Source organism: Streptomyces sp. NPDC002935 (assembly GCF_040611295.1).
Lineage (GTDB): Bacteria > Actinomycetota > Actinomycetes > Streptomycetales > Streptomycetaceae > Streptomyces.
Window position 1 is genome coordinate 74827 of record NZ_JBEXNW010000009.1, and the last position, 23403, is coordinate 98229.

Sequence of the window (23403 nt, forward strand, 5' to 3'; positions counted from 1 at the left end):
CTAGTCCTTCACCGGAGTGCCCACCACCCCGTCCGCCGCCCCCGCCGGGGCCGGGATCGCCGCGGCGGCCGACCCGTCGTCGTCCGTGTTGATCATCTCGATGACCGCGTCCCGCTCCGGAGTGTCCTCGGGCTTCAGGAAGCCCATGAGGATGTACAGGACGAGGGAGATGGCCATCGGGACCGCGACCTGGTACTCCAGCTTCACGTCCGTGCGCTGGGAGAAGTCCAGGTTGTAGTTGACGAAGAAGAAGGCGAGCAGACCGCATGCCCAGCTGGTCAGCGCCGCCGTCGGGCCGGACTTACGGAACGGCCGCAGCAGGCCCAGGATGAACGGGATCGCGATCGGTCCCATGAGCCCCGCCACCCACTTGATGACGACGGTGATGATGTCCTTGAACGCGGGGGAGTTGACCTGGGTCGCCACCGCCATGGAGAAGCCGAGGAAGGCGACCGTGGTGACGCGGCCCGCGATCAGCCCCGCGCGGGTGTCCCAGGCGCGTGCCGCCCGGGAGAACACCGGCATCACGTCCCGGGTGAACACGGCCGCGATGGCGTTCGCGTCCGAGGAGCACATGGCCATCGTGTGCGAGAAGAACCCGACGACGACCAGGCCCAACAGCCCGTGCGGCAGCAGCTGTTCGGTCATCAGGCCGTACGCGTCCGAGCCGTCGGGCTTCTTCGCCGTGACGAGGAGCGGCGAGAGCCACATGGGGATGAACAGGATGACCGGCCACACGAACCACAGCCCGGCGGACAGGAACGCCGACCGTGTGGCCTCCTTGGCGCTGCCGGTGGCCATGTAGCGCTGGGCCTGGTTCCACATGCCGCCGTTGTACTCGAAGAGCTTGATGAACAGGTACGCGATGAAGAACACCGTCAGATACGGGCCCGCGAACCCGTCTCCGTGACCGTGCAGCTTCGGCGAGTCCAGCGCCTTGGAAAGACCTCCCTGGTCGGAGATCTTGTTCAGAACGATGATCAGCATCGACAGACCGGCCAGCAACTGGATGACGAACTGGCCGAGTTCGGTCAGCGCGTCCGCCCACAGCCCGCCGATCGTGCAGTACACCGCCGTGATGCCGCCGGTGATGATGATGCCCTGGGTGAGCGTGACGCCGGTGAAGACGCTGAGCAGGGTCGCGATGGCCGCCCACTTCGCGCCGACGTCCACGATCTTCAGCAGGATGCCGGACCACGCCAGCGCCTGCTGCGTCTGCACGTTGTAGCGGTCCTTGAGGTATTCCAGGGGTGAGGCGACGTGCAGTCGTGAGCGCAGCCGGTTGAGCCGGGGTGCGAAGGCCTTGGCGCCGATGGCGACGCCGATGGCGATGGGCAGTGCCCAGGTCACGTACGAGGTGATGCCGTAGGTGTACGCGATGCCGGCGTAGCCGGTGAACATCACCGCGCTGTAGCCCGACATGTGGTGCGAGATGCCGGACAGCCACCACGGCATCTTGCCGCCCGCGGTGAAGAAGTCGCTGACATCGTCCACACGCTTGTGGGACCAGACACCGATCGCGGTCATGACACCGAAATACGCGACCAGGACGGCCCAGTCGAGACCGTTCATGTGCCCCCTCCAGGGGTCCGCCTTGTGAACCTGCAGATACCGGACGGCACTTCGCCAGTACGCACATAAGCGGCGCCCCCGTGCGGGAGCGGGGACTTCGGGGATTGAACCGCTGGTCCGACCGGCCGGTCAAGACCTTGCGCGGTCATGGATATGAACACAGATCAGAAAGCAGAACGATTTTGCCTCTACTTTACCCGCTGGGCTGTTGTCGTGCTCGTGACGTGGAACACACGATGAGCGGGCACTTCGTCAGACCCACAGCAGCAACAACAAGTCGACAGCCGTACGGGATGCGGGTCCCGTGCGCCTGGGAAAGGGGCCGCTCCGGCCGTACCTCCTACCGCATGAGTTCGCCCGCGTTCACGAGCAGCGACTGCCCCGTGATCGCCCGCGCCCGGTCGGACGCCAGGAACACCGCGGCGTCCGCCACATCCCCGTCGGTGGCCAGCTCGGGCAGGGCCATCCGTTCGGTGAGCCGCTTCAGGACGTCCGCCTCGGGCACCTTCTCGGTGTACGCCGTGAACTGCACGTACGCCTCGACGGGCGGGCCCCACATCCAGCCGGGCAGCACGGTGTTGACCCGTATCCGGTGCGGACCGAGCTCCCGCGCCAGGGAGTACATCGCGCTCGTCAGCGCGCCCTTCGAGGCCGCGTACGCCGCCTGCCGCACCTGGCTCGGCGCGGCGACCGACGACTGGGTGCCGATGATCACGACCGAGCCGCCGCGCTCCTTCAGGGAGGGCAGGCAGGCGCGGGTCATCCGCAGCGTGCCGAGCAGGTTCACGTCGATGACCGACTGCCAGGTCGCGAAGTCGGCGTCCTCCAGACCGCCGAAGTAGCTGTCCCAGGCGGCGACATGGACCACCGCGTCGATCCGCCCGAAGCGCTCCGCCGCGAGCGCGGCCAGCGCGTCGCACTGCCCCTCGTCGGTGATGTCCGTCGCGCGGAACGCCGTGTGCGCGCCGTCCGCGTCGAGTTCGGCCGCCGACTTGGCCAGATTCGCCTCCGTGCGCGCCCCGAGCACCGCGTTGCCCCCGTCGCGCACCACGGCCGCCGCGACCTGATGGCCGAGCCCCGCTCCGACACCCGACACCACGACGGTCTTGCCGGTGAGCAGTGACATCCGGGGCCTCCTCGGCTCTGGCGCATTGTCTGACGGGGCGTCAGAGTATGGGCGTCCGGCGGAGGAAGGAAGTACCGCGCACGTTCCACCGAGGAAGGGGATCGTCATGTCGGAGGAGACCCGCAGCGAGACATACGCGGAGCTGGCCGCCCTTGGCCCGTACGGCGTCCACCCGGGCCACGCCCTGATCACCATGGTCGAACCGCACCCGGGCCACGAGTACGCCTACAACCGCTGGTACGAGGACGACCACTACTACGCGGGCGCGATGGCCATGCCCTGGATGTACGCCGGACGCCGCTGGGTGGCCACCCGCGACCTCCAGCTGCTCCGCTACCCCGAGAAGTCGGCGGTCGCCCAGCCGGTCACCGCGGGCTGCTACCTCTCCACCTACTGGGTCACCGACGGCCGCTACGACGACCACATGAAGTGGACCGTCGGCATCAACAAACGGCTGAACCGCGACGGCCGCGTCTACCAGGACCGTACGCACGTCTTCACGGCCTTCCAGGACCACGAGGCCACCGTCTACCGCGACGGCGCCGCGGGCCCCCGGGACTTCCATGCCCTCGACCACCCCTACGCGGGCCTCGTGGTCGAGGTCGTCGACGCCGAATCCGCCGACCGGAGAGCCGAGTTGCTGGAGTGGCTGCGCTCCCGCCATCTCCCCGGGCGGCTGGCCGGCTCGCCCGCCGCCCTGGTGACCCTCTTCCGGCCGACCCCGCTCCCGGGCGACCGGATGACCTACGTCAAGCAGGTCGAGGGCGTGGACACCCGGCTGACCCTGCTGTGGTTCCTGGAGGCGGATCCGCGTGAGTGCTGGGAGGCATGCTTCACGGGCCTGGACGAGGCCGTGGCCGAATCGGGCCTGGGGCGAGTGGAGTTGGTGGCCCCGTTCATCCCCACCGTGCCGGGAACGGACACCTATGCGGACCGGCTGCGCTGAAGAAGGGTGCCTTACGGCAAGTGAGCCGAAGGGGCGCGTCGGTGTCGAGAAGCCGAGCGCGCGGAGGCCCCGACGAAGGAGGGGTCGAGCACGGTCGGCTTCTCGACACCGACTCCTGCGCCCCGGAGGCGAACCGAGCCTGAAAAAAAGGGGGCCAAGCCCCCTCGGCCAGGACGGCGGGCCGGTCGAGAGGGCTCTTTCGGTGGAGCTTATGAAGTTGTACGAGCCCTGTGGGGTCACACGAGGCCGGAAGCTCCTCGGCTCACCTCGGCCACGAAGGTGTTCCACGCGTCCGCGGGAAAGGCCAGTGTGGGCCCGGCGGGGACCTTGGAGTCCCGTACGGCCATCGCCGAGAGAACGGGGGACTTGACTTCGACGCAGGCGCCGTTGCCGGTGGAGTAGGAAGACTTGGTCCACGTGTCGGTGGCGCCCTGCTGAATTGCCATGATCGCTCCAGAAGCAGTCGTTCTTCGATGAGTTGCCGCCATCGACGCCATCGACGCGCTGTCACCGAGCTGCGGATCCGTCAGGAAGTCCGCAGTTCGGTTTGCGCCAACGTTGTTCCTCGGTGGCGTGATCGACGCTACTCGCCAACATCGGCTGACGAAGCGACTATTCACTCGACTGGATGGCATATTCCATTGGGGTCTTCCGCGCCAGGGCGGCCAAGGTGTAGGGTCCGGCACCTCATCGACCGAGGGCGACCTCAGGGGCCGCCCCCGTGCCGCTCAGCGCGCGTATTCCTTCGCGAGGTCCGCGATGAACTGACGCGACTGCTCCACGTTCAGGGCCTGTGCCCGCAGATGCTCGTACATCACGCTGTACTTCTGGACGTCGTTCGCCTTCTCCAGGTACAGGTCGCTGGTCACGCCCTCGATGTAGACGACGCTGGAGTCGGCCGCGTCGGGGAACTCCAGGATCGCGTACTGGCCGTTCAGACCCGGGTGCGCGCCCATGTCGAAGGGGATCACCTGCACGGTGACGTGCGGCAGTTGGGACTGCTCGACGAGGTACTCCAGCTGTTCGCGCATCAGGGAGCGGTTGCCGACGGCGCGGCGCAGCGCGGCCTCGTCGAGCACGGTCCACAGACGCAGCGGGTTGTCCGGGGCGGAGATTCGTTCCTGCCGCTTCAGTCGCACCTGGACGCGCTTGTCGATGTCGGCCGGCGCGGTCTCCGGCAGCGCCCCCGCGATCAGGGCCTCGGCGTACGCCCGGGTCTGCAGCAGACCCGGGACGACCTGCGGGTCGTACACGCGCAGGCTCGCGGCGTCCGTCTCCAGACCGATGTAGACGCTGTACGGGATGTCGCCGAAGGAGTGCCACCAGCCCTGCTGGCGCGAGTCCTTGGCCATCTGCATCAGCGAGTCGACGATCCGGTGGTCCTCGACCTCGTAGACCCCGCACAGATCGCGGACGTCGCGCTGGCTGATGCTGCGCCTGCCGTTCTCCAGTCGGCTGATCTTCGACTGCGAGACCAGCAGGCGCTCGGCGACCTCTTCGGCCGTCATGCCCTTGAGTTCGCGGAGCCGGCGCAGCTCCTGACCCAGCCGGCGCCGCCGGACAGTGGGATTGACACTTGACGCCACGGGACGTGCACCTCCGGCTACGGGCCTGTACTTTGCGTATCTGCTGTTGAGCAGATTGCCACCAAGGTGCTTTCTACCGCTGGGAAACGGCGTATATGCGCTGGGTGGGCGCGCGTTCGAGGATTCGGCGTGTATACGCGGCCGTGCGCGGGTTGTTCCGGGGTCCCGCGAACTCCCGTGAGAGATCGGCGACCAGGTCCCGCGGAGGCGGACGCGACCGCCTTGGAGACGCGGTTCCTTCGCATGCGGCCGCGCGGGACGGTGGGACCGTGTCGTCGTCCGGACGTACGGTCCCACCGCCCCGCGCGAACCAGCGGCTCCCGAACCGGATCAAGGGGACTGCGGTGCGGCGCTCATGTTTACGGCGGTGCTGGCGGTGCTGGCGGTGCGGGTACTGCTGGCACCGCGGAGGTGCGGTGGTGGTGCGGGTTGCCGTGGGACTGCGGCTCAGTGGGCCACGGCGCGCGCCATCGAACCATGGCGCGGTTGCATCGGAACACCGCGGGCGGTCTCCGGTGCGGACCTGACTCCGGCGGTGGCCGGACGGCCTGCCGGTGCCGGGCTGCGGCGTGGCTGTGCGGCCACACCGTTCTGAACGTCCATCACGGCGTGTGCCACGAGGCCGCCCATGGGGTCGTGCCTGATCAGGTCCCGCAGCCGGGAGCGGGACGAACGTCCCTCGTTCCCCGGATACAGGTGCTTGCCGAGACCGACCGCATGGGCCAGCGCGGCGAGCGCCGCGGTCCGCGGGTCCGGCGGGACGCCGGTGCGGATCGCGTTGTCCAGCCGGGTTCTGATCTCCCGGCTGATATCCGTGTCCGTCGCTTGGTAGCGAGTCGTCGGAAGCACCCCGCACATCTGGCCGGCCACGGCATGGACCATGCCGCACCTCTCCAGATGCGAAAGGTAGGTCTGGCGAAGCCCCAGTCGGGGTCCGCCAATCCAGTTGACCGCGCGTACGGGTGCTCCGCGTCGGCGAAGCAGTTCCAACGCACAGTCCAGTGTTGGATCTCCGGTCGGCCGTGGCACCACCACGGCGATACGATCCCCGTCTGGGGCTATCCGTCCGGCCAGCGCCAGCTCCACTAGCTGTGCTCCGGCCAGACCGAGGTCGAGCGACTGCGGCTGCGCGGTGGTACCCGTGGCCGGGTCCAACGCCAACAGCAGAAGCTCCTCCGGAATTGTTCTGCGGCTCTTGCCCATCCATGCCTCCCCGCGTGGATGAATGACAGGGTGACCCCTCTCACATTGGTCTGTCGAGGGCGCCTGACCGGAATATGAGGGAACCGGCAGGTATGTCGTTCTCGTCTACCGCAGGGGTCAAGCCCTCACACAGGACACTGGTACATGGTTCGGACAGCGATGTCCGGGCGGCGGTTCAAGGGTTTGACGGTTCGTTTTCGGCGCGCGGAGGGCGTGCGTCGCATGGAGGAGGCATCGGTGGCGGGCGAGTCCCCCGACAGGTCGAAGCAGCACGAGTCGTCGGCGTCGTCGGCAGAACCGACGCCGGTGACCCCGGCGTCGGTTCCGAGTCCGGCGCGGTCGGGCGCGCCGGTGTCGACGTCGAACCAGAGCTCGGCTTCGGCCGACCCCCGGTTGGCGATGGCCCGTGACCGGGCCGCCACGGTGCGGGTGGATCAGGCGACGGCGGTGTTCTCCACGAAGTCGCTGTCGGCGGAGGCCTCGCGCACGGTGGAGTCCGAGCGGACCTCGGAGTCCGAGCGGACCGCCGAGTCCGCGGACACCGCCGATGCCGCCGGGGGGAAGAGCGCCGGGGGCGACACCCGGCTGCGCGCGGCGGTCGCCGCGTGGGTCGCCGGATCGGACGAGCCCGCTCCGGCGGGCGCGACCGGCGCGGACGCCGCGGCCGGCCCCGAGGACGGTGACGGCGCCACGACCGACGCCGAGGCCACCGACGGGCCCGGCACGGACGCGGACGGCGCCGGGCCGACGGCCGACACCACGGCCGACACCCCAGGTGACGACGCCGGGGAGGGGTCTGCCGGGGAGCCGGGCGAGCCCGAGACGTCGGAGAGGTCCGAGGGCGCGTCCGACGCGTCCGACGTGCCGTCCGACACGTCCGACACGGACGCAGCGGCCGCCGCCGGACCCGCTGCCGACCCCGACACCGACGAGGAGAGCGCCCCCGAGGGGGAGCGGGAAGCCGCCTCCGGTGAAGTCTCCGCAGAGCACAAGCCCGAGGACGCACCCGAACCCGAGGACACGCCCCGCCCGACGTCCGCGCTGGACGCTGCTCTTGCCTCCAAGGCCGCCTCCAGGGCCGCACAGGACGCTGAGGCCGCGCCCGAGCCCGAGCCCGAGCCCGAGCCCGAGCCCGAAGACGAGAATCAGTCCGAACCCGAGAACCAGTCCGAACCCGAGGACGACACCGAGGCCGCACCGAGCGACGAGTCCGAGGACCGGCACGCAGCCGCCTCCGCACGGGAGGCCGCCTCCGCACCGGAGGACGAGCCCGGGGTCGCCGCCGATGACCAGCTCAAGGCCGCGCCCCAGGGCCGACCCGACAGCGACTCCGACGAGAGCTCGGCCACGGAGTCCGACGAGACGCCGGACGCGGACGCGGCCCCCGAGCCCCCCGTCGACCAGCCCACCGCCATCTTCAAGGCTCCGCGGCCCCCGGCCGTCGACCAGCCCACCACCATGCTCAAGCTGGGTGACGCCACCCGGCCGCCGGCCGGTGGAAAGCCCGCGACCGGGCCGACGGACGCGTCCGCAGACAAGTCCGCCTCCAAGGCCGCGGACAAGTCGGCCGCGGACAAGTCGGCCGCGGACAAACCCGCCTCCAAGCCCGCCGCCAAGCCCGCCTCCGAGGCCGACGAGCGGCCCGCCGACGAGCGCGGGGCCAAGCCCGGCGGTGACCCCGAGCGCACCAGCAGGTTCGTCCCCCTCAAGCGGCACGACGAGCCCGCCGCCCCGGCGTGGCCGAAGCCCGCGCCGAGGCCCGCCCCCGCCCCGAGGGCCGCGGACAAGCCGGCGGCGGCCACCACCGCCATGCCGCGGGTCGGCCCCGAGCGCACCACCCAGCAGCCGCTTCCGCCGAAGCCCCCGCTGGACCTGCTGGCCGAGCTGACGAACACTCCTCCGCCGCCGCAGACCCCGGCCCGGACGTTCGTGCGGCGGGTCAAGATCTGGACGCCGCTGGTCCTGCTGCTCGCAGTGATCTTTGCGGTCGCACAGGCCTTCCGTCCGTTGCCGGCCGCGGGTCTCACGCTCACCGCCGACGAGACGTACACCTTCGACGGCGGCACCCTCGACCTGCCCTGGCCCGGTCAGGGCCAGTCCGCGATCGAGGTCGAGGGCGTGGGCAGCCTCGGGACCGACGGCAAGCAGACCCCCGCCCCCGTCGCGAGCGTCGCCAAGATCATGACGGCGTACGTGATCCTCCAGGAGCACCCGCTCAAGGGGAACGAGGACGGCGAGAAGATCACCGTCGATCAGCAGGCCGAGGACGAGTCGAAGCTGCCGGACGAGTCGACGGCGGCGATGTCGAAGGGCCAGCAGTTCACCGAGCGCCAGATGCTCCAGATGCTGATGATCCCCTCCGGTAACAACGTCGCGCGGCTGCTGGCCCGCTGGGACTCCGACAACAAGACCTTCGTCGCCAAGATGAACGCCGCGGCCAAGGACCTCGGCATGACGAACTCGACGTACACCGACCCGAGCGGTCTGCAGAAGACGACGGTCAGCACGGCCACCGACCAGATCAAGCTGGCCAAGAAGGTCATGCAGGACGACGTGTTCCGCAGCGTCGTCGGGATGGCCAAGGCGGATATCCCGGGGCTGGACAATACGATCTACAACAACAACGACCTGCTGGTGCAGCAGGTCGGCGTGATCGGCCTGAAGACCGGTTCGTCTACGCCCGCGGGCGGCAACCTGGTGTGGGCCGCGACCAAGAACGTGAACGGCAGGACGCAGACGATCTACGGCGCGGTGATGAACCAGAACGCCGGCACCGGCAAGGTCTGGGACAGCCTCCACCTGGCGCTCACCAACAGTCAGAAGCTGATCGACAAGGTCCAGAAGGGCCTGACCACCGCCACCGTGGTGAAGAAGGGCCAGGTCGTCGGCTATGTGGACGACCAGCTGGGTGGCCGGACCCCGGTCGTCGCCACCAAGAACATGACGGCCGTCGGCTGGCCCGGTCTGAAGACCGAGCTGTCGATCGGCGAGGGGAAGGCGGCGGTCCCGCACTCCGGCAAGGCGGGCACGGTCGTCGGCGTGCTGACGGTCGGCGACGGTTCCAGCCACGCCGTGAAAATCCCCGTCGCGCTCCAGTCCGACCTCGCCGAGCCCGGCCTCGGCGCGAAGCTGACCCGCGTCGGCTGAGCGGACGCGCAGACCGATGACGTACACGTACACGCATCGGTGACGTACACCGGGGAGCAGCACTCGCACCGCACTCCGCCGGACGGCGCCCCAGCCGGGCGCTGTCCGGCGGGGCGCGTGCTAGCGTCGCGAGAATCGGGGCTGCTCGCGAGCCGCGGGTCCCGGCCCAGAACAGATGAACGGGACACGGGGAGAACCTTGCAGTGGCGACAGCGGAGCCGACACACGCCGACGACGCCGATCCGGGCCCCGAGACCGGCCCGCGAATACCGCTGCACGGCCGTACCCGCGAGGTGGTCCGTGACGCGGACGGAGGCGGAGGCGACGGCGAAGGTCCCGGCGGGACCACACCGTTCGCGTCGGCCCGTACCGCTGGGCTGAACCTCTTCCGCCGCCGTCCCGTCCTCCTCACCACCGTCCTCGCCGGCGTGCTCCACGTCGTGTGGTTCTTCACGTTCGCGAACAGCGGTGGTGACCTGGCGGCGCAGGACGCGTGGGCGGAGTTCGTCGGCCGGCACCCGGACTCGGCGTACAACCTCGCCTGGTACGGCGGAATGCACCCGGTCTCGTACAGCGTGGTGTCGCCGTATCTGATGTCGGTGCTCGGTGTCCGGACGACGATGATGATCGCCGGGACGCTCTCGGCCGGCCTGCTGACCATGATCCTGATCCGCAGCCGGGCGGTCCGGAACCTGGCCGCTCCGGTGGGCGCGGGTGTCTTCGCGCTGCTCTGCAACGCCATCTCGGGCCGGGTGACGTACGGCCTCGGCACGGTGTTCGCGCTCGCCGCGGTCGCCGTCGTCTTCTGCTGGCCCTACCGCTGGCGCTACAAACGCTGGGCGAAGGCGCTGTGCGCGGCGCCGCTCGCCGCGCTCGCGACGGCCGCCTCGCCGGTCGCCGGACTCTTCGTGGGCCTGGTGGCGGTGGCCCTGTTCCTCCAGAAGCGCCGCCCCGGGGCCTACGCCCTCGGCATCGCGCCGGCGATCGTGGTCGCGGTCTCGGCGTGGCTGTTCCCCTTCTCCGGCACCCAGCCGATGGAGTACTACTCGGCCATCCTCCCGTTCGGCTACGCCGCCCTGGTCTTCTTCCTGGTCCCCAAGGAGTGGAAGACGGTACGGATCACGGCGGGGGTGTACGGACTCGGGGTGCTCCTCGTCTGGCTGATCAGCTCCCAGATCGGTACGAACATCTCCCGGCTGGCGATGCTCTTCGCGGGCGTCGCCCTGATCGCCGCGCTGCCCTTCACCGTGCCGAAGTCGCGCAAGTGGTACGTCATCGTCTTCGCCTTCGTCGGGCTGAACGGCTGGATCGGCTTCAAGGCGGTCGACGACATCGTGCACACGACCCCGGCGGCGTCCTGGGCGCGCGAGGTGGCCCCGCTCGTCAACCAGCTCCAGGTGGTGAACGCCGAGAAGGGCCGCGTCGAGGTGGTCCCCGCCCGCTCGCACCGCGAGGCGTCCGCCCTCGCCCCGTACGTGAACCTCGCCCGCGGCTGGAACCGTCAGGCCGACATGGAGCGCAACCCGCTCTTCTACGACGACACCCTCAACTCCGCGAACTACCACGAGTGGCTGCAGCGCTGGGCCATCCACTACGTCGTGCTGCCCAAGGGCGAACCGGACGGCGACGGCGGCCAGCGCGAACGCGAGCTCGTCCAGCGGGGCATGCCCTATCTGCGGCAGGTCTGGGGCGACGCCAACTGGCAGCTCTTCACCGTGACCGACCCCACCCCGCTCGCCGAGCCGAACGCCGTCGTCGACCGCGCCGAGCAGGGTGAGCTGACCATCGAGGTGAAGAAGGCGGGCCGCATCCTCATCCGCATCCCGTACTCGCCGTGGCTGAGCATCGTCGACGCGGACGGCAAGAGCCTGAAGCCGCCGCAGGAGACGAAGGCGTCGAAGAACCGCGCGGACGGCACCTCGAAGACGTACGACAACCTCAACGGCTGTCTGATGCCGACGGAGGAGACCGCGGCGGGCGACACGTGGACGGAGCTGCTGGCTCCCGATCCGGGCACCTACCGGCTCGCGGCGCCGTACCAGCTCCCCCGGGGGACACCGTGCCCGGAGGAACTGCACTAGGAGCTGCCCCAGGACAGGCCCTGGAACCGCCTCGACCGTCCGAGCGGGCCGGCGGTGTCCGGCTGGTTCCGCTCGAACGGGCCGCAGTACGGCAGGCCCGCGTCCTCCAGCGGCCGGTCGCGGAAGAAGCGGACGAGCAGGTCGCAGAAGTCCTCGGGCCGCTGGAGATGGGCCAGATGCCCGCACTCCGCGATCGTGGTGAAACGGGCGCCCGGCAGGTCCGCCGCCACCGAGCGGACCAGGTCGGGCGTGGTGAGGGTGTCGTGCTCGCCGGTGAACACGAGATACGGGACGGCGGGGACGGGCGCCCGCCGGTACCACTCGTGGGCGAGCAGCCGCCGGTTCCGCTCCACCGTCACGGCGACGTCGCGCGAGGTCTGTGCCGCGAACTGCCGGTACATCAGCCGGGTCAGCGCGGCGTGCTTGCGCACGGTCCGGTCGCCAGGCGGCGGCACGAAGCACCGCACGAACTCCTCGGCGGTCTCCTCCACGCGCCCCTCCTCCAGCAGCCGCACCCATCCCACGAGCGATTCGGCGAACCAGCGCGGAATGTGATCCGACATCCCCTGCACGGCGACCCGGCGCAGCAGCTCCGGATACCGCTGGGCCAGCCGGAGCCCGACCGCCCCGCCGTAACAGCCCGCGTACAGGTTCACCGGGCCGAGCCCGAGCTCGCGCAGCAGGTGTCCCGCGCACTCGGCGAGAAAGTCGATCCCGTGCTCGGCGGGCAGGAAGTCGGCGTCCCCGAACCCGGGCAGGTCCGCCGTGACGACGGTGCCGAGCTCCCCGAGCCACCGCTCGTGCCGCACCCACGAGTACCGCGTCTGGTCCGACCCGCCGAGCACGAGCAGCGGCTCCGTGACGGGGGTGCCGTACCGCGCGACCCGGGCGGTGTACGCGTACCCCTCCCACGAGAGCCGGCGCTCCTCGACTTCCGTGGATGCCCCGCCTCCCGGCGCCTGGGCGGGAACGGTGAGCGAGGAAGCGACAGAAGGCACAGCGAACTCCCGAGAGGGGACGAGACCACCGAAACTCCCACTCGTACACGGCTGCCGGGTGCGACGCCCGCAATGTCACACGAAGGTGGGCGCTGCATCACACGAAGGTGGGCGCGGCGCGGTGGCCGCGCCGCGCCGTGGCCTCACTTCACCGGGAACGCCACGTCGCACACCGCGTCCTCGGGCCCCGCCGCGTCCCAGTCGGCGAAGTAGATCTCCCGGCACGGGCCGTCGTAGGACAGTCCCTGTTCGGTGACCCAGCTCTCGACCGCCTCGAAGGCGGCCAGGATCTGCGGGTGGGCGACCTGCGCCTTGGTGATGCGGACGTAGGCGATGCGCTGGGCCGGCTCGACCCGCACCTCCGCTCCGGTGGCCCGTCCCTGCCGCTCCGCCCAGGCCCGCGCCGCGGCCTCGTCGGCGACCGGCACGCACGACTCGGCGGGCCCGTCGCTCTCCACGCTGACCTCGGCGTAGTACACGACGAAGGGCGGCCCCGTGACACCCCCGGCCTCCCGGGCGCCCTCCTCCAGCCGCCCCAGCGAGCCGGGGATCCACACCGGCAGCTCGGGCGCCAGGACGTGCCGCTTCTCGGTCAGCACGACCCGCTCGGGCACCTCGGCGGTCTCGACGACGAACTTCTCGTACATCTCGGAACTCCTCCCGGAAAGACGTCCACGGAGGTAGTCGGCGAGCGCCCGCTGCGAGGCGAACCGTGCCTCGGCACCGTCCCAGTACGCGGTGAGCAGCGCGGCCGCTTCGCCGCCGCGCGCCTCCACCACGTCCGCGATCCGCGCCAGCGGCATGTCCAGCTGGCGCAGCAGCGCGACGAGCCGGGCCCGTTCGGTCTGCTCGGCGTGGTAGTAGCGGTAGCCGCTGACCGCGTCGACGTACGCCGGGGGCAGCAGCCCCAGCCGGTCGTACAGCCGAAGGGCCTTCGCCGAGAGCCGCGCCCGCGAGGCGAACGCGCCGATGGTGAGCAGGTCCTTGTCCACCCTGTCATCCTCCGTCACCGGGCGCCTTCCGCCCGGTGACAGGGACGCTCCCCCTTGCCCCAGGGGCAAGGTCAACCGCAGGGCTCAGCCGATCGCCTTCTCCAGCGCGGAGACGAGCTCCGCCGACTCCGGCTCGGTCTGCGGGGAGAAGCGGCCGACGACCGTGCCGTCCCGCCCGATCAGGAACTTCTCGAAGTTCCAGCGGATGTCGCCGGTGTGCCCCTCGGCATCGGCGGTGCCCACCAGGCGCTCGTACAGCCCGTGCCGCGCGTCGCCGTTCACCTCGACCTTCTCGGTCATCGGGAAGGTCACGCCGTAGGTCGCGGAGCAGAACTCGGCGATCTCCTCGGAGCTGCCGGGCTCCTGCCCGAGGAACTGGTTGCAGGGCACGCCGAGGACGGTGAAGCCCTGGTCGGCGTAGCGCGCGTGCAGCTTCTCAAGACCGGCGTACTGCGGGGTCAGCCCGCACTTGGAGGCCACGTTCACAATGAGGACGGCCTTGCCCGCGTACTGGGCCAGATCGGCGGAGCCCCCCTGGAGGGACCCGATCTCGACGTCGAGCACAGAGTTGTCAGTAGTCATAAACGGATGCTAACTCCGGTAGGTGACGGTCCCGCCGGTCCCGCCGCTCCGTCCCTCGCGCTGCGCTGTGACAAGCACCTCACCGGCGGCCGTCCGCGAGTACAGCACCGACCGTCCGGCCCGCCGCCGCACCACGAGCCGCGCGTCCAGCAGCACCCGCAGATGCCGCCCGACCGACCCCAGCCCCTGCCCGGTCACGGCGACCAGCTGGCTGGTGGACAGGGGGGAGTCGAGGAGGACGAGGACACCGGCGCGGGCGGTCCCGAGCAGCGCCCCGAGACTCTCCGGCACCGCCTCGGTCCGTACGTCGGCCAGCGCCCCCGTGCACGGGTAGACCACGGCGTAGCGACGGGACTCCTCCCAGGACAGCCAGCCGGCCTTCGGCGTGACGGGCACGAAGACGAGCTGGGCGCCGGAGATCTCGCGGGGCGGGTACTCGTGGAGGTTGACCTGGAGCCGGTTGTCGCCGAGCCAGCGCGTTCCCGGCCGCAGTCCGTCCAGTGCCGCCGCCCAGCCGCCCTGGCCCAACTGCGCGGTCCGCGCCACCACATCGGCCTCCAGGACGCGCCGCCGCCGTTCCCAGTCGGGGCGTACGGACTCCTCCCAGACGGCGGTGAGCAGCGCGGCGGCCCGCTCGGGCAGATCGTCGCGGTCCGCGAGAGCCGCGGGCAGCGGGCCGCCGACCGCGCGGGCGAGATGGGCGCGGGCGTCCCGGGGCGGGGCCTCCCGCACCCGGGCGACCTCGGCCTCGAAGGTCTCGTCGCCGTAGGGGGTCGGGGTCAGGAAGTCGGCGATCCAGGCCCGCCCGAGCCCGCAGCGGACGAGGAGCGCGGTGACGGGGTCGGCGGCCAGCCGTTTCCGGTACGCGGGGAGGTGGGCGCCCAGCCAGACGCGTTCACCGGGGTGCGTGGCGGTCCCGGTGTGCAGCAGCTTCAGACAGGCGAACGTCTCCGCGAGCGGCGACAGCACGAAGCGGCTCCCGGCGAGCGTGTCGGCGTTCACCTGCCACCAGCCCATCCCCGCACCCCTTTCTCCTCGGGCCCTGCTCGTCAGGCCCTGCTCCTCGGGTCCTTCTCCTCAGGCTCGTCTCCTCAGGCCCGTCCTGCCAGGACCCGGTTCTCGCCGCGACCCGGGTCCACGGGACCCTTTCGGCCCGGACGTTTCGCCACCGCGCGAAACAATATCGACCGCCCGTCGGCCCCCGCAGACTCCGCGCATGCGCAGCTACTCCGAGCTCTTCCGCACGCGGGAGTTCACCCCGCTCTTCCTCTCCTCCTGCTTCAGAACCGCCGCCTCGACGGTGAGCGGTCTGGCCCTCGCCACCCTGGTGTACCGGGCGACGGACTCGCCGCTGCTCACCGCGCTGAGCATGTTCGGCCCCTCGCTCGCCCAGGTGATCGGCGCGACCACCATGCTCTCGGCCGCCGACCGGCTGCCTCCGCGGGCGACGGTGGCCGGTATCGCGCTCCTCTTCGGGCTCGGCACGGCGGCCATGGCGATCCCCGGCCTCCCGGTCTGGACGGTCTTCGCCCTCCTCCTGCTCCTCGGCCTGATCCAGTCCTTCGGCGGCGGCGTCCAGTGGGGCCTGCTGAACGAGATCCTCGCCAAGGAGGGCTATCTGCTGGGGCGTTCGGTGTTCAACATGATGAGCGGAGTGGCCCAGGTCGTGGGGTTCGCGACGGGCGGCGTCCTGGTCGCCCTGCTGTCCCCGCGCGTCACACTCCTCCTGGCGGCCGCTCTGTACCTCGCGGCCGCCCTGACCGCCCGGCTGGGCCTGACACCCCGCGCACCCCGCGCCCTCGGCCGCCCGTCCGTCGCCCGGACCTGGCGCACGAACGCCCGTCTCTTCTCCTCACCGGAACGCCGCACCCTCTATCTCCTGCTCTGGGTACCGAACGGCCTGATCGTCGGCTGCGAATCGCTGTACGTGTCGTACGCGCCGAGCCGGGCCGGCGCGCTGTTCGCGTTCGCGGCGTTCGGCATGTTCGTCGGGGACGTGACGACCGGCCGCTTCCTGCCGCCCCGGGTGCGCGCCCGCCTGGGCATCCCCTTCCTGCTGCTCCTCGCGACGCCGTACCTCTTCTTCGCCCTCCGTCCGGGCGTGGCCGTGGCCGCCGTCCTCGTCGCCGTCGCCTCGGTCGGCTTCGGGTCGAGCCTGATCCAGCAGGAGCGTCTGGTCGCGCTGATCCCCGACGAGCTCAGCGGCCACGCCCTCGGGCTCCACACCGCGGGCATGCTCACGATGCAGGGCGTGAGCGCGGCGCTGGCGGGCGGGATCGCCCAACTCGCCTCGCCCGCGACGGCGATGGCCGTCATGGCCGCCGCCTCGGTCACCGTGACGCTGACCCTGGCCCCCGCACTGCTCCGCCGCCGTACCGCGGCTCCGGATCACCAATATCCGGAGCCGTCCGCACCAAGGGAACGACAATCAGAGGTGAACTCCCCCTGAACCAGGAAAGGTTGTACGACAGCGGTCACAACCACCCATCCCTCGCCGGTGTCGAACGGGTTGCCTGGGCGCGCACGTCCGGGCGCACGAAGCCACAGAGCCGCAGAACCTCACCGAGGGGGAACCATGTTCCGTCGTCGTACCGCCGTCCTGCCGAAAGCGCTGGCGCTCGCCGCGGCCACGGTCGCCGTGTCCGCCGCGATCGCCGTCCCGACGGCAAGCGCCGCGACCGCCAAGAGCGCCACCGCGGTCTCCACCGGCCAAAAGCTGTACTACACGGCGGCCACCGGTCAGACGAACCACCTGAAGATCTCCTGGGCGCTCGGCGCGACCGACCCGGACTCCCAACTGGCCGACTTCATCTACACCTTCGACGACACTGTGAAGATCTCCCTCGGCGCGGGCTGCGTCCGCCCCTCCTCGGGCGACACCACCATCGCGGTCTGCACGGTCACCGAACCCAACACCTCGGCCTCCGACCTCGAAACCCTGATCGTCAACCTCGGCGACGGCAACGACACCGCGACGGTCGACCCCGACAACAGCGGGTACTCCAGCATCTACGGCGGGCCGGGCAACGACACCCTCACCGGCCACGGCCGCGACGTTCTCTACGGCCAGGACGGCAACGACCACCTGTCCGGGGGCGGTGGCGTCTACGGCGAGGGCGCGTTCGGCGGCGCGGGCAACGACACCCTCACCGCCTGCGGCTACACCTGCCACGGCGGCGCGGGCAACGACGTTCTGCGCGGCGGCATCTCCGGGTACGACCCGCAGTACACCGACTACGACAACAGCCTGTACGGCGACGACGGCAACGACACGATCTACGGCAACAGCGGCAACGACCTCATCCAGGGAGGCCGCGGCAACGACAGCCTGTACGGCGGCACCGGCGCCGACAAGGTCTACGGCAACAGCGGCAACGACCTGCTGCACGGAGGCGCGGGCACCGACACCCTCTCCGGCGGCCCCGGCACCGACCGGGTCCACCAGAACTGAGAGCGTACGAGGCTCTCCGCAGGCGCCGGTGTGCCTCCGCGCGCTCTGTCCGGCACGGTCCGGCGGGTGGAACGATCTCGATGCCCGGCACCGGCAGGGAACGCGTTTGGCCGTAGTGGAGATGTGCGCGGCAGCGAGTGGATGTCTGCTGGTGGTCCGAGAACGGCGTACACCACTACGAGCAGTGAGGGGCTGGACATGGCCATGGTGATGTCGATGCACTGGGCTGGAGTCACACCGGAGCAGTACGACACGGTCCGGGACGCGGTCGATTGGGAGGAGGTCCCGGCGGCCGGTGGCCAGATGCACGTGGCCTGGTTCGATGCCCAGGGCTTCCACGTGACCGATGTCTGGGAATCCCAGGAGGCGTTCGAGACCTTCTTCGCCGAACGGCTCGCACCCGCCATCCAGAAGGCCGGCATCTCCGGCACACCCGACACCGCCTTCAGCCCGCTCCACCGTCGCTTCGTCGCCCCCGGTATCAGCGGTGCCGCGTAGGGGAACGGCACGCCCTTCCTGGCCCCGTTGACCCACATGGTTCGGCTCTGTGCCGACCCGTCGACGGGCCCGGACCACAAAAACAGCCCCCGGGTGGACTCTCCGCCCGGGGGCTTGGCGTGCCCGGGTTCACCCGATCGCCCTGGGGGCGCGGCACCCGAAGCGGCCGGGTGACCGCGCGGCAGGGCGGGGTACCGGCGTCGGGGTGACGCCGACTCCCCAAGTGGAGCCCACGAGTGGTGGGCGTCTCCCCGCGGACACAGGCTGGCGTACGCAGTGCCCGCCCCCACCGCGCGGCGGCGGGCGGAGCCACCCGGCGCCGCGTGGTTCGGCGGCCGGGGACGTCAGAGAGACGGGATCACATGACGGAACAGGGCATCGATGCGGGCTGCCTGCCGTCCGTTCGCGGGAACGGCAGGAACGGCAGGAACGTACGAAGGAGAGCGCAACACCGGTACGCACGGCGACGTTCCCGGCGGGCGCGCACCACGATGGCGCTCGTCGCGGCCGGCCTGGCCTTCCTGGGAGCGGCCGGCACGGCACCCGGCGGTGCCGTGTCACCACCCGCCGGCGAGCCCCGGCCGGGACCTCCGGCGCGGTTCGTGCCCGGTCCCTGCCCGCAGACGCCCGAGCCGGTCCCCGGGCGATGCGGGGTCCTGGAGGTGCCCGAGAACCGCGCCCACCGGGGAGGGCGGACCATCCGGCTGGCCGTCGCGATCATTCCGGCCGCGTCGGCGACGCCCGCCGAGGACCCGGTGGTGTTCATGTCCGGGGGACCCGGAGGCGACGCCATCGGGGACATCCCCTTCCTGATCGGCGCCGGCGTGAACCGGGATCGCGATCTGATCGTCATGGCCCAGCGCGGAACGCTCCATACGGAGCCGAACCTCGCCTGCCCGGAGATCGACCGCTTCTACGCGGACACCGTGGGGCTGCGCTACGACGCGCCGTCGACCGGGCGCCTCCTGGTGCGCGCGGCGAAGCAGTGCCGGGACCGTCTGACGGCCGACGGTGTCGAGCTGAGCGCCTACAACACCACCGAGAACGCCGCCGACTTCGCCGACCTGCGCAAGGCGCTCGACATCCACCGGTGGAACGTCTACGGATACTCCTACGGCACCGACCTGGCCCTCACCTTCCTGCGCCGGCACCCCCAGGGGATCCGCTCGGTGGCGATCGACTCCGTCGTACCCCCGCAGATCGTGAGCCTGCCGTGGACCTGGGACAGCGCCCGGGAAGGGATCGGCGCGATCTTCGCGGCGTGCGCGGCCCAGCCCCGCTGCAAGAGCCGCTACCCGGACCTCCCGCGCACGCTGACGGAGCAGGTCCGGCGGCTGGAGGCACACCCCCTCACGCTGACGACGCAGCCGCCGGGCGGCGGTGACCCGGTGAAGGTCGTCCTCGACGGGGGCGCGCTGGTGAACCTGCTGGTCGCCAACGCGGTCCCCGCCGTCGATGTCCCCGCGGCCCTCGACGAACTCGCCCACGGCCACCCCGACCGCTTCGCGCAGGCCCGCGCCGCCGGCGCGAATCCCGTCATCGGCGAGTTCGCCCACGGCCTCACGCAGTCGGTGGCCTGCAGCGAGTGGGTACCGGGCTATTCGCGGTCCGACCTGCTGAAGGCCGGACGCAGGGCCTTCCCCGGGTGGCCGGACACGGTCCTGGCCCAGGCACCGCAACTTCCCTTCGAGCACGACGTCTGCCGCGTCTGGAACGTCCCGGACCGCACCTCCGTCCAGCGGGTGGCGACCGTCAGCAACGTACCGACGCTCATCGTCTCGGGGACCTTCGACGCGAAGACCGGAGCACGCTGGGGGCCGTACACGGGCCGCACGCTGCCCCGCTCGACCGCCGTGCGGATTCCCGGGATCGGCCACTGGGTGGTCCCCCAGTCGCCCTGCGCGCAGAGCGTCCTGGCCTCCTTCCTCACCCACCCGGTCTCGCCCGACACGGCCTGCGTGGCAGGACTCGCACCGAAACCGTTCACCATCACCCCCGACCTGGAGAGCTCATGAGGTCCATCCGCCCGCCCCACCACCGGCGCACCGTACGACGGCTCCCGGCTGCGCTGGCCGGAGCGACGGCCGGTGTCCTCGTCCTCGGCCTCGCCATGACGCCCGCCCGAGCTGAGGGCGGCGCCGGAGCACCGCTCGGCACGGTCGCCCGGACGGCGGGCGACGCCCGCTTCGTGCCGGGCCCCTGCCCGAGGACGGCGGACCCGATCCCCGCTCTCGAAGGGGCCCGCTGCGGAACGCTCACCGTTCCCGAGAACCGCTCCCGCCACAAGGGACGGAAGATCACCCTCGGCGTCGCGATCGTCCCGGCGGCCACGAGCAGACCGGCACGCGATCCGATCGTGTGGTTCGCCGGCGGCCCCGGCGACGACGCGGTCTCCGAGGCCCAACTGGCCATCGACGGCGGTCTGAACCGCGACCGCGACGTGATCTTCATGTCCCAGCGGGGGACCTATTCGGCCGACCCGGTGCTCACCTGTCCGAACGTAGACGAGTTCAACGCGCGCGCGGTCGGCCTCGTCTACGGTGCGCCGTCCACCGGGCGTCTGCACGTCAGAGCGACGCGGGTGTGCCGCGAGCAGTCGGCGAGACGCGGCGACCTCAGCGCGTACGACAGCACCGAGAGCGCCACCGACTACGCCGACCTGCGCGTCGCGCTGGGCCTCAGGCAGTGGAACGTCTTCGGTATCTCCTACGGCACCGACCTGGCCCTCATCTACCTGCGCGACCACCCCCGGGGCATCCGGTCGGTCGGTATCGACGGCGTCCTGCCGCCCTCCCTGGCAGGGGGTGCCGTGACCTGGAGCGCCGCACGGCAGGGCTTCGACGGCCTGTTCAAGGCCTGCGCCGAGCAGCCCGCCTGCAACAGCCGCTATCCGAATCTGTCGGACACCTTCGAACGCCTCGTCCGTCAGCTCGAAGCCCGACCGCTCACCACCACCGTCACGGTCACGGGCCAACCGGCGCCGGTGAAGGTCGTGCTGGACGGCGGGGTTCTGGTGAACTGGCTGACCTCCGCCACCCACGTGGCGGCCGGAGTGCCCCGCTCCATCGACGAGCTGGCCCACGGCAACCCGCGGCGCATCGCCGAGCAGTGGGCGGGGGGCAAACTCAGCCCGCAGGCCATGGGCAGGGTCGCCCACGGGCTCGCCTACGGCGTCTTCTGCCGCGAGTGGACACCCTTCGAGAGCGAAGCCGATGTGATCCGGGGAGGGCGGCGCGCATTCCCCTCCTTCCCCCGCTCGGTGCTCACCAACGCACCCCAACTCCCGTTCCTCCACGCGGACTGCCGGGCCTGGGACGTCCCGGCCGCACCGCGCTCGGTACGTGACGTGACGCGGAGCAACGTCCCGACCCTCGTCATGTCAGGCGGGTTCGACGCCCAGACCGCGCCGAGCAACGGTGCCTACGTGGCTCGTACGCTCAGCCGGTCCACCGCCGTCACGGTCCCCTACGTCGCCCATGTCGCCTTCGCCGAGTCGCCGTGTGCGCAAGCGATCACGGCCTCGTTCTTCGACAGTCCGACCGCACCGGACACGGGATGCCTCGCAGGCCTCCAGCCGCCCGAGTTCGAGATCGCGCCGTAGGACCGGGCAGCCGCCCTCACCGGCCGGGGGTCCTGGCCGTCGTCGGGGCGGGCGTCATCGTCGGCGCAGCCCTGGACCCCGGCCGGCCCCACCGGCCGGGGTCCAGGGCACGACCTGCTGAAGCCCTAGTCGCGGCCCAGCACCAGCCCGTACCCCAGCGCACTCGTCGACGACGGCAGGCCCAGGCTCTTCGGCGTGAGGGCCCAGGAGCCCGTCGCCGTGGTCCCCTGCCGGGTGCCCGGGAGGAGCCAGACGCCCCCCGTGGCCGCGTTCTCGCCGGGAGCGCCCGTCGCGAGGTCGGCGTGGCCGTCGGCGTCGTAGTCCTGGAGCGCGACCGAGGCGCCGAAATGGTCACCCTGCTCCGCGGTGCCTTGGACGCCCGCCGTGCTCTGGCTGAAGCCGACGCTCATCGCCGTGCCGCCCGACGACAGCAGGCCGGTGCCGGTGCCGCGTACGAGGAGCACCGAGCCCGCCTCCTGCCGCGTGCCGATCGCCTCGTACGGGTCGCCGACGGCGAGGTCCGCGTAGCCGTCGCCGTCGATGTCGGCGGCGGCGAGGGAGACACCCAGACGGTCCTCGGACTCGGCGGTTCCGGCGATGCCCGGAGTGTCCTGGTGGATGTCGTGGGTGCGGGCGCCGAATGCCCCGGACTTGGAGCCGTAAGCGATGTGCACCAGTCCGCCCTTGAACACCTCGGCGCTGCCCGTCGCGTAGTTCGCGCAGGCCGGCTTGTCCTCCTCGTAGTTCGGGTAGCAGGCGCCGAGCGCCAGATCGTCGGTACCGTCCCCGTCGAAGTCTCCGGCGGCGAGGGCGCCGGCGGAGGCCGTGGTGCTCCACAGTCGCACCGGGGCGCCGTCCTGCCAGCGGTAGACCTGGGTGAATCGGGTCTCCGTCGCGGAGATCGAGAGCGCCAGGTCGTCGTCGCCGTCTCCGTCGAAGTCACCGGTGGCGAGGCTGGGCTGACGGCCGAAGTCCGCCTCGGCTATGTCCCCGGTCAGGGTGTCCGGGGACGGGGCGGTGAGCGGGCCGGGACGAAGGACCACGCTGCTGTGCTCCTCCCCGCTACGGCCGAGGGCGAGGTCGGTGATGCCGTCGCCGGTCACGTCCGCGGCGGCGATCACCGCGCCGATCCGGGAGAACTCGCTGTCGCCCCGCGCGACCGTGTAGCCGTGGGTGAACCCGGTGGCGGAACCCCGCAGCACGGTGACAGTGCCCTGTTCGGCCAGCGGGTCCGCGGAGAGGGACTCGCTGGAGGCGCCCACGACCAGGTCGGCGAACCGGTCGCCGTCGACGTCCGCGGCGGTGACCGCGGAGCCGAAGAGGTCGCCCGCCTCGGGGGTGCCCGGCACCCCGGCCGTGGCCTGGCTGATCCGCACGGACCCGTGCCTCCCCGCGCCGTGGGGTCCGCCCCACAGGACCTGCACGTACCCGGCCGTCGACGCGGATCCCACCTGAGCGGAGGGCACGCCCACCGCCAGGTCCGGGTAGCCGTCACCGTTGAAGTCCCCCCGCGGCGCGGAGGCCCCGGCCTGCCCCACGGCAGCGGAGGTGGTGGGCGCGGTCAGGCCCAGCAGGGTCATCGCGCAGATCGCCGTCGCGGAGAGAACCTTGTTACGCATC

General features: G+C 71.1%; 18 protein-coding genes. 8 read left to right on the forward strand and 10 right to left on the reverse strand.

The window, feature by feature from the left end; translation table 11 throughout:
* A complete protein-coding gene (locus tag ABZX90_RS14355) occupies positions 1-1572 on the reverse strand; it encodes a sodium:solute symporter family protein (protein WP_355204735.1) in 1572 nt (523 codons plus the stop codon).
* 340 nt (positions 1573-1912) lie between these two features.
* A complete protein-coding gene (locus tag ABZX90_RS14360; protein WP_355204738.1) occupies positions 1913-2698 on the reverse strand; it encodes an SDR family oxidoreductase in 786 nt (261 codons plus the stop codon).
* Positions 2699-2804: 106 nt separating this feature from the next.
* Here ABZX90_RS14360 and ABZX90_RS14365 point away from each other — a divergent pair, with 106 nt between their 5' ends.
* Positions 2805-3644: a hypothetical protein gene (locus tag ABZX90_RS14365; protein WP_351120422.1), complete on the forward strand. Its 840-nt coding sequence runs from the start codon at positions 2805-2807 to the stop codon at positions 3642-3644.
* A gap of 236 nt (positions 3645-3880) precedes the next feature.
* On the opposite strand, the gene ABZX90_RS14370 is transcribed toward ABZX90_RS14365, so the two are convergent.
* The 3 genes from ABZX90_RS14370 to ABZX90_RS14380 all read right to left on the reverse strand — a co-directional run bounded on the left by ABZX90_RS14370 (position 3881) and on the right by ABZX90_RS14380 (position 6433).
* A complete protein-coding gene (locus tag ABZX90_RS14370) occupies positions 3881-4090 on the reverse strand; it encodes a DUF397 domain-containing protein (protein ID WP_351120420.1) in 210 nt (69 codons plus the stop codon).
* Between the two features lie 282 nt (positions 4091-4372).
* The gene (locus tag ABZX90_RS14375; RefSeq protein ID WP_351120418.1) at positions 4373-5230 is read right to left on the reverse strand and encodes a helix-turn-helix transcriptional regulator; all 858 of its coding nucleotides are present in this window, start codon (positions 5228-5230) and stop codon (positions 4373-4375) included.
* 447 nt (positions 5231-5677) lie between these two features.
* A complete protein-coding gene (locus ABZX90_RS14380; RefSeq protein WP_266759779.1) occupies positions 5678-6433 on the reverse strand; it encodes a GPP34 family phosphoprotein in 756 nt (251 codons plus the stop codon).
* A 222-nt stretch (positions 6434-6655) separates the two neighbouring features.
* On the opposite strand from ABZX90_RS14380, the gene ABZX90_RS14385 reads away from it, so the two are divergent.
* Both ABZX90_RS14385 and ABZX90_RS14390 read left to right on the forward strand, forming a co-directional pair.
* Positions 6656-9580, forward strand: a complete 2925-nt coding sequence (locus ABZX90_RS14385; protein WP_355204743.1) for a D-alanyl-D-alanine carboxypeptidase — start codon at positions 6656-6658, stop codon at positions 9578-9580.
* A 203-nt stretch (positions 9581-9783) separates the two neighbouring features.
* Positions 9784-11661 carry an MFS transporter gene (locus ABZX90_RS14390; RefSeq protein ID WP_351120416.1) on the forward strand — a complete coding sequence of 626 codons (1878 nt, stop codon included), beginning with the start codon at positions 9784-9786 and terminating at the stop codon, positions 11659-11661.
* Here ABZX90_RS14390 and ABZX90_RS14395 read toward each other — a convergent pair.
* The 4 genes from ABZX90_RS14395 to ABZX90_RS14410 all read right to left on the reverse strand — a co-directional run bounded on the left by ABZX90_RS14395 (position 11658) and on the right by ABZX90_RS14410 (position 15250).
* Entirely contained in the window at positions 11658-12659 is a 1002-nt protein-coding gene (locus tag ABZX90_RS14395) for an alpha/beta fold hydrolase (RefSeq protein ID WP_355204746.1), read from the reverse strand. The two genes, ABZX90_RS14390 and ABZX90_RS14395, sit on opposite strands and share 4 nt — an antisense overlap.
* Positions 12660-12802: 143 nt before the next feature.
* On the reverse strand, positions 12803-13669 hold the full coding sequence (locus tag ABZX90_RS14400; protein WP_355204749.1) for a MerR family transcriptional regulator: 867 nt from the start codon (positions 13667-13669) through the stop codon (positions 12803-12805).
* 66 nt (positions 13670-13735) lie between these two features.
* Positions 13736-14233 (reverse strand): glutathione peroxidase, encoded by a 498-nt coding sequence (locus ABZX90_RS14405; RefSeq protein ID WP_355204752.1) that lies wholly within the window; start codon positions 14231-14233, stop codon positions 13736-13738.
* A gap of 9 nt (positions 14234-14242) precedes the next feature.
* On the reverse strand, positions 14243-15250 hold the full coding sequence (locus tag ABZX90_RS14410) for a winged helix-turn-helix domain-containing protein (RefSeq protein ID WP_351120408.1): 1008 nt from the start codon (positions 15248-15250) through the stop codon (positions 14243-14245).
* Between the two features lie 199 nt (positions 15251-15449).
* Between ABZX90_RS14410 and ABZX90_RS14415 the strand changes: the two genes are divergently transcribed.
* The 5 genes from ABZX90_RS14415 (at position 15450) to ABZX90_RS14435 (ending at position 21783) form a co-directional block, all read left to right on the forward strand.
* On the forward strand, positions 15450-16682 hold the full coding sequence (locus ABZX90_RS14415) for an MFS transporter (RefSeq protein WP_351120407.1): 1233 nt from the start codon (positions 15450-15452) through the stop codon (positions 16680-16682).
* A gap of 126 nt (positions 16683-16808) precedes the next feature.
* Positions 16809-17684 (forward strand): calcium-binding protein, encoded by an 876-nt coding sequence (locus ABZX90_RS14420; protein ID WP_355204755.1) that lies wholly within the window; start codon positions 16809-16811, stop codon positions 17682-17684.
* A 198-nt stretch (positions 17685-17882) separates the two neighbouring features.
* Positions 17883-18182, forward strand: coding sequence for a hypothetical protein (locus tag ABZX90_RS14425; protein ID WP_351120403.1), 300 nt, complete (start codon positions 17883-17885; stop codon positions 18180-18182).
* A gap of 491 nt (positions 18183-18673) precedes the next feature.
* Complete coding sequence (locus tag ABZX90_RS14430; RefSeq protein ID WP_355204758.1) at positions 18674-20197, forward strand: alpha/beta fold hydrolase; 1524 nt, start codon at positions 18674-18676, stop codon at positions 20195-20197.
* Positions 20194-21783, forward strand: coding sequence for an alpha/beta fold hydrolase (locus ABZX90_RS14435; protein WP_355204761.1), 1590 nt, complete (start codon positions 20194-20196; stop codon positions 21781-21783). The genes ABZX90_RS14430 and ABZX90_RS14435 overlap by 4 nt, the downstream gene beginning before the upstream one ends.
* Before the next feature lie 125 nt (positions 21784-21908).
* Here the strand turns inward: ABZX90_RS14435 and ABZX90_RS14440 are convergent, their stop codons facing one another.
* Entirely contained in the window at positions 21909-23402 is a 1494-nt protein-coding gene (locus tag ABZX90_RS14440) for an FG-GAP and VCBS repeat-containing protein (protein WP_355204764.1), read from the reverse strand.
* Position 23403: the final 1 nt, after the last annotated feature.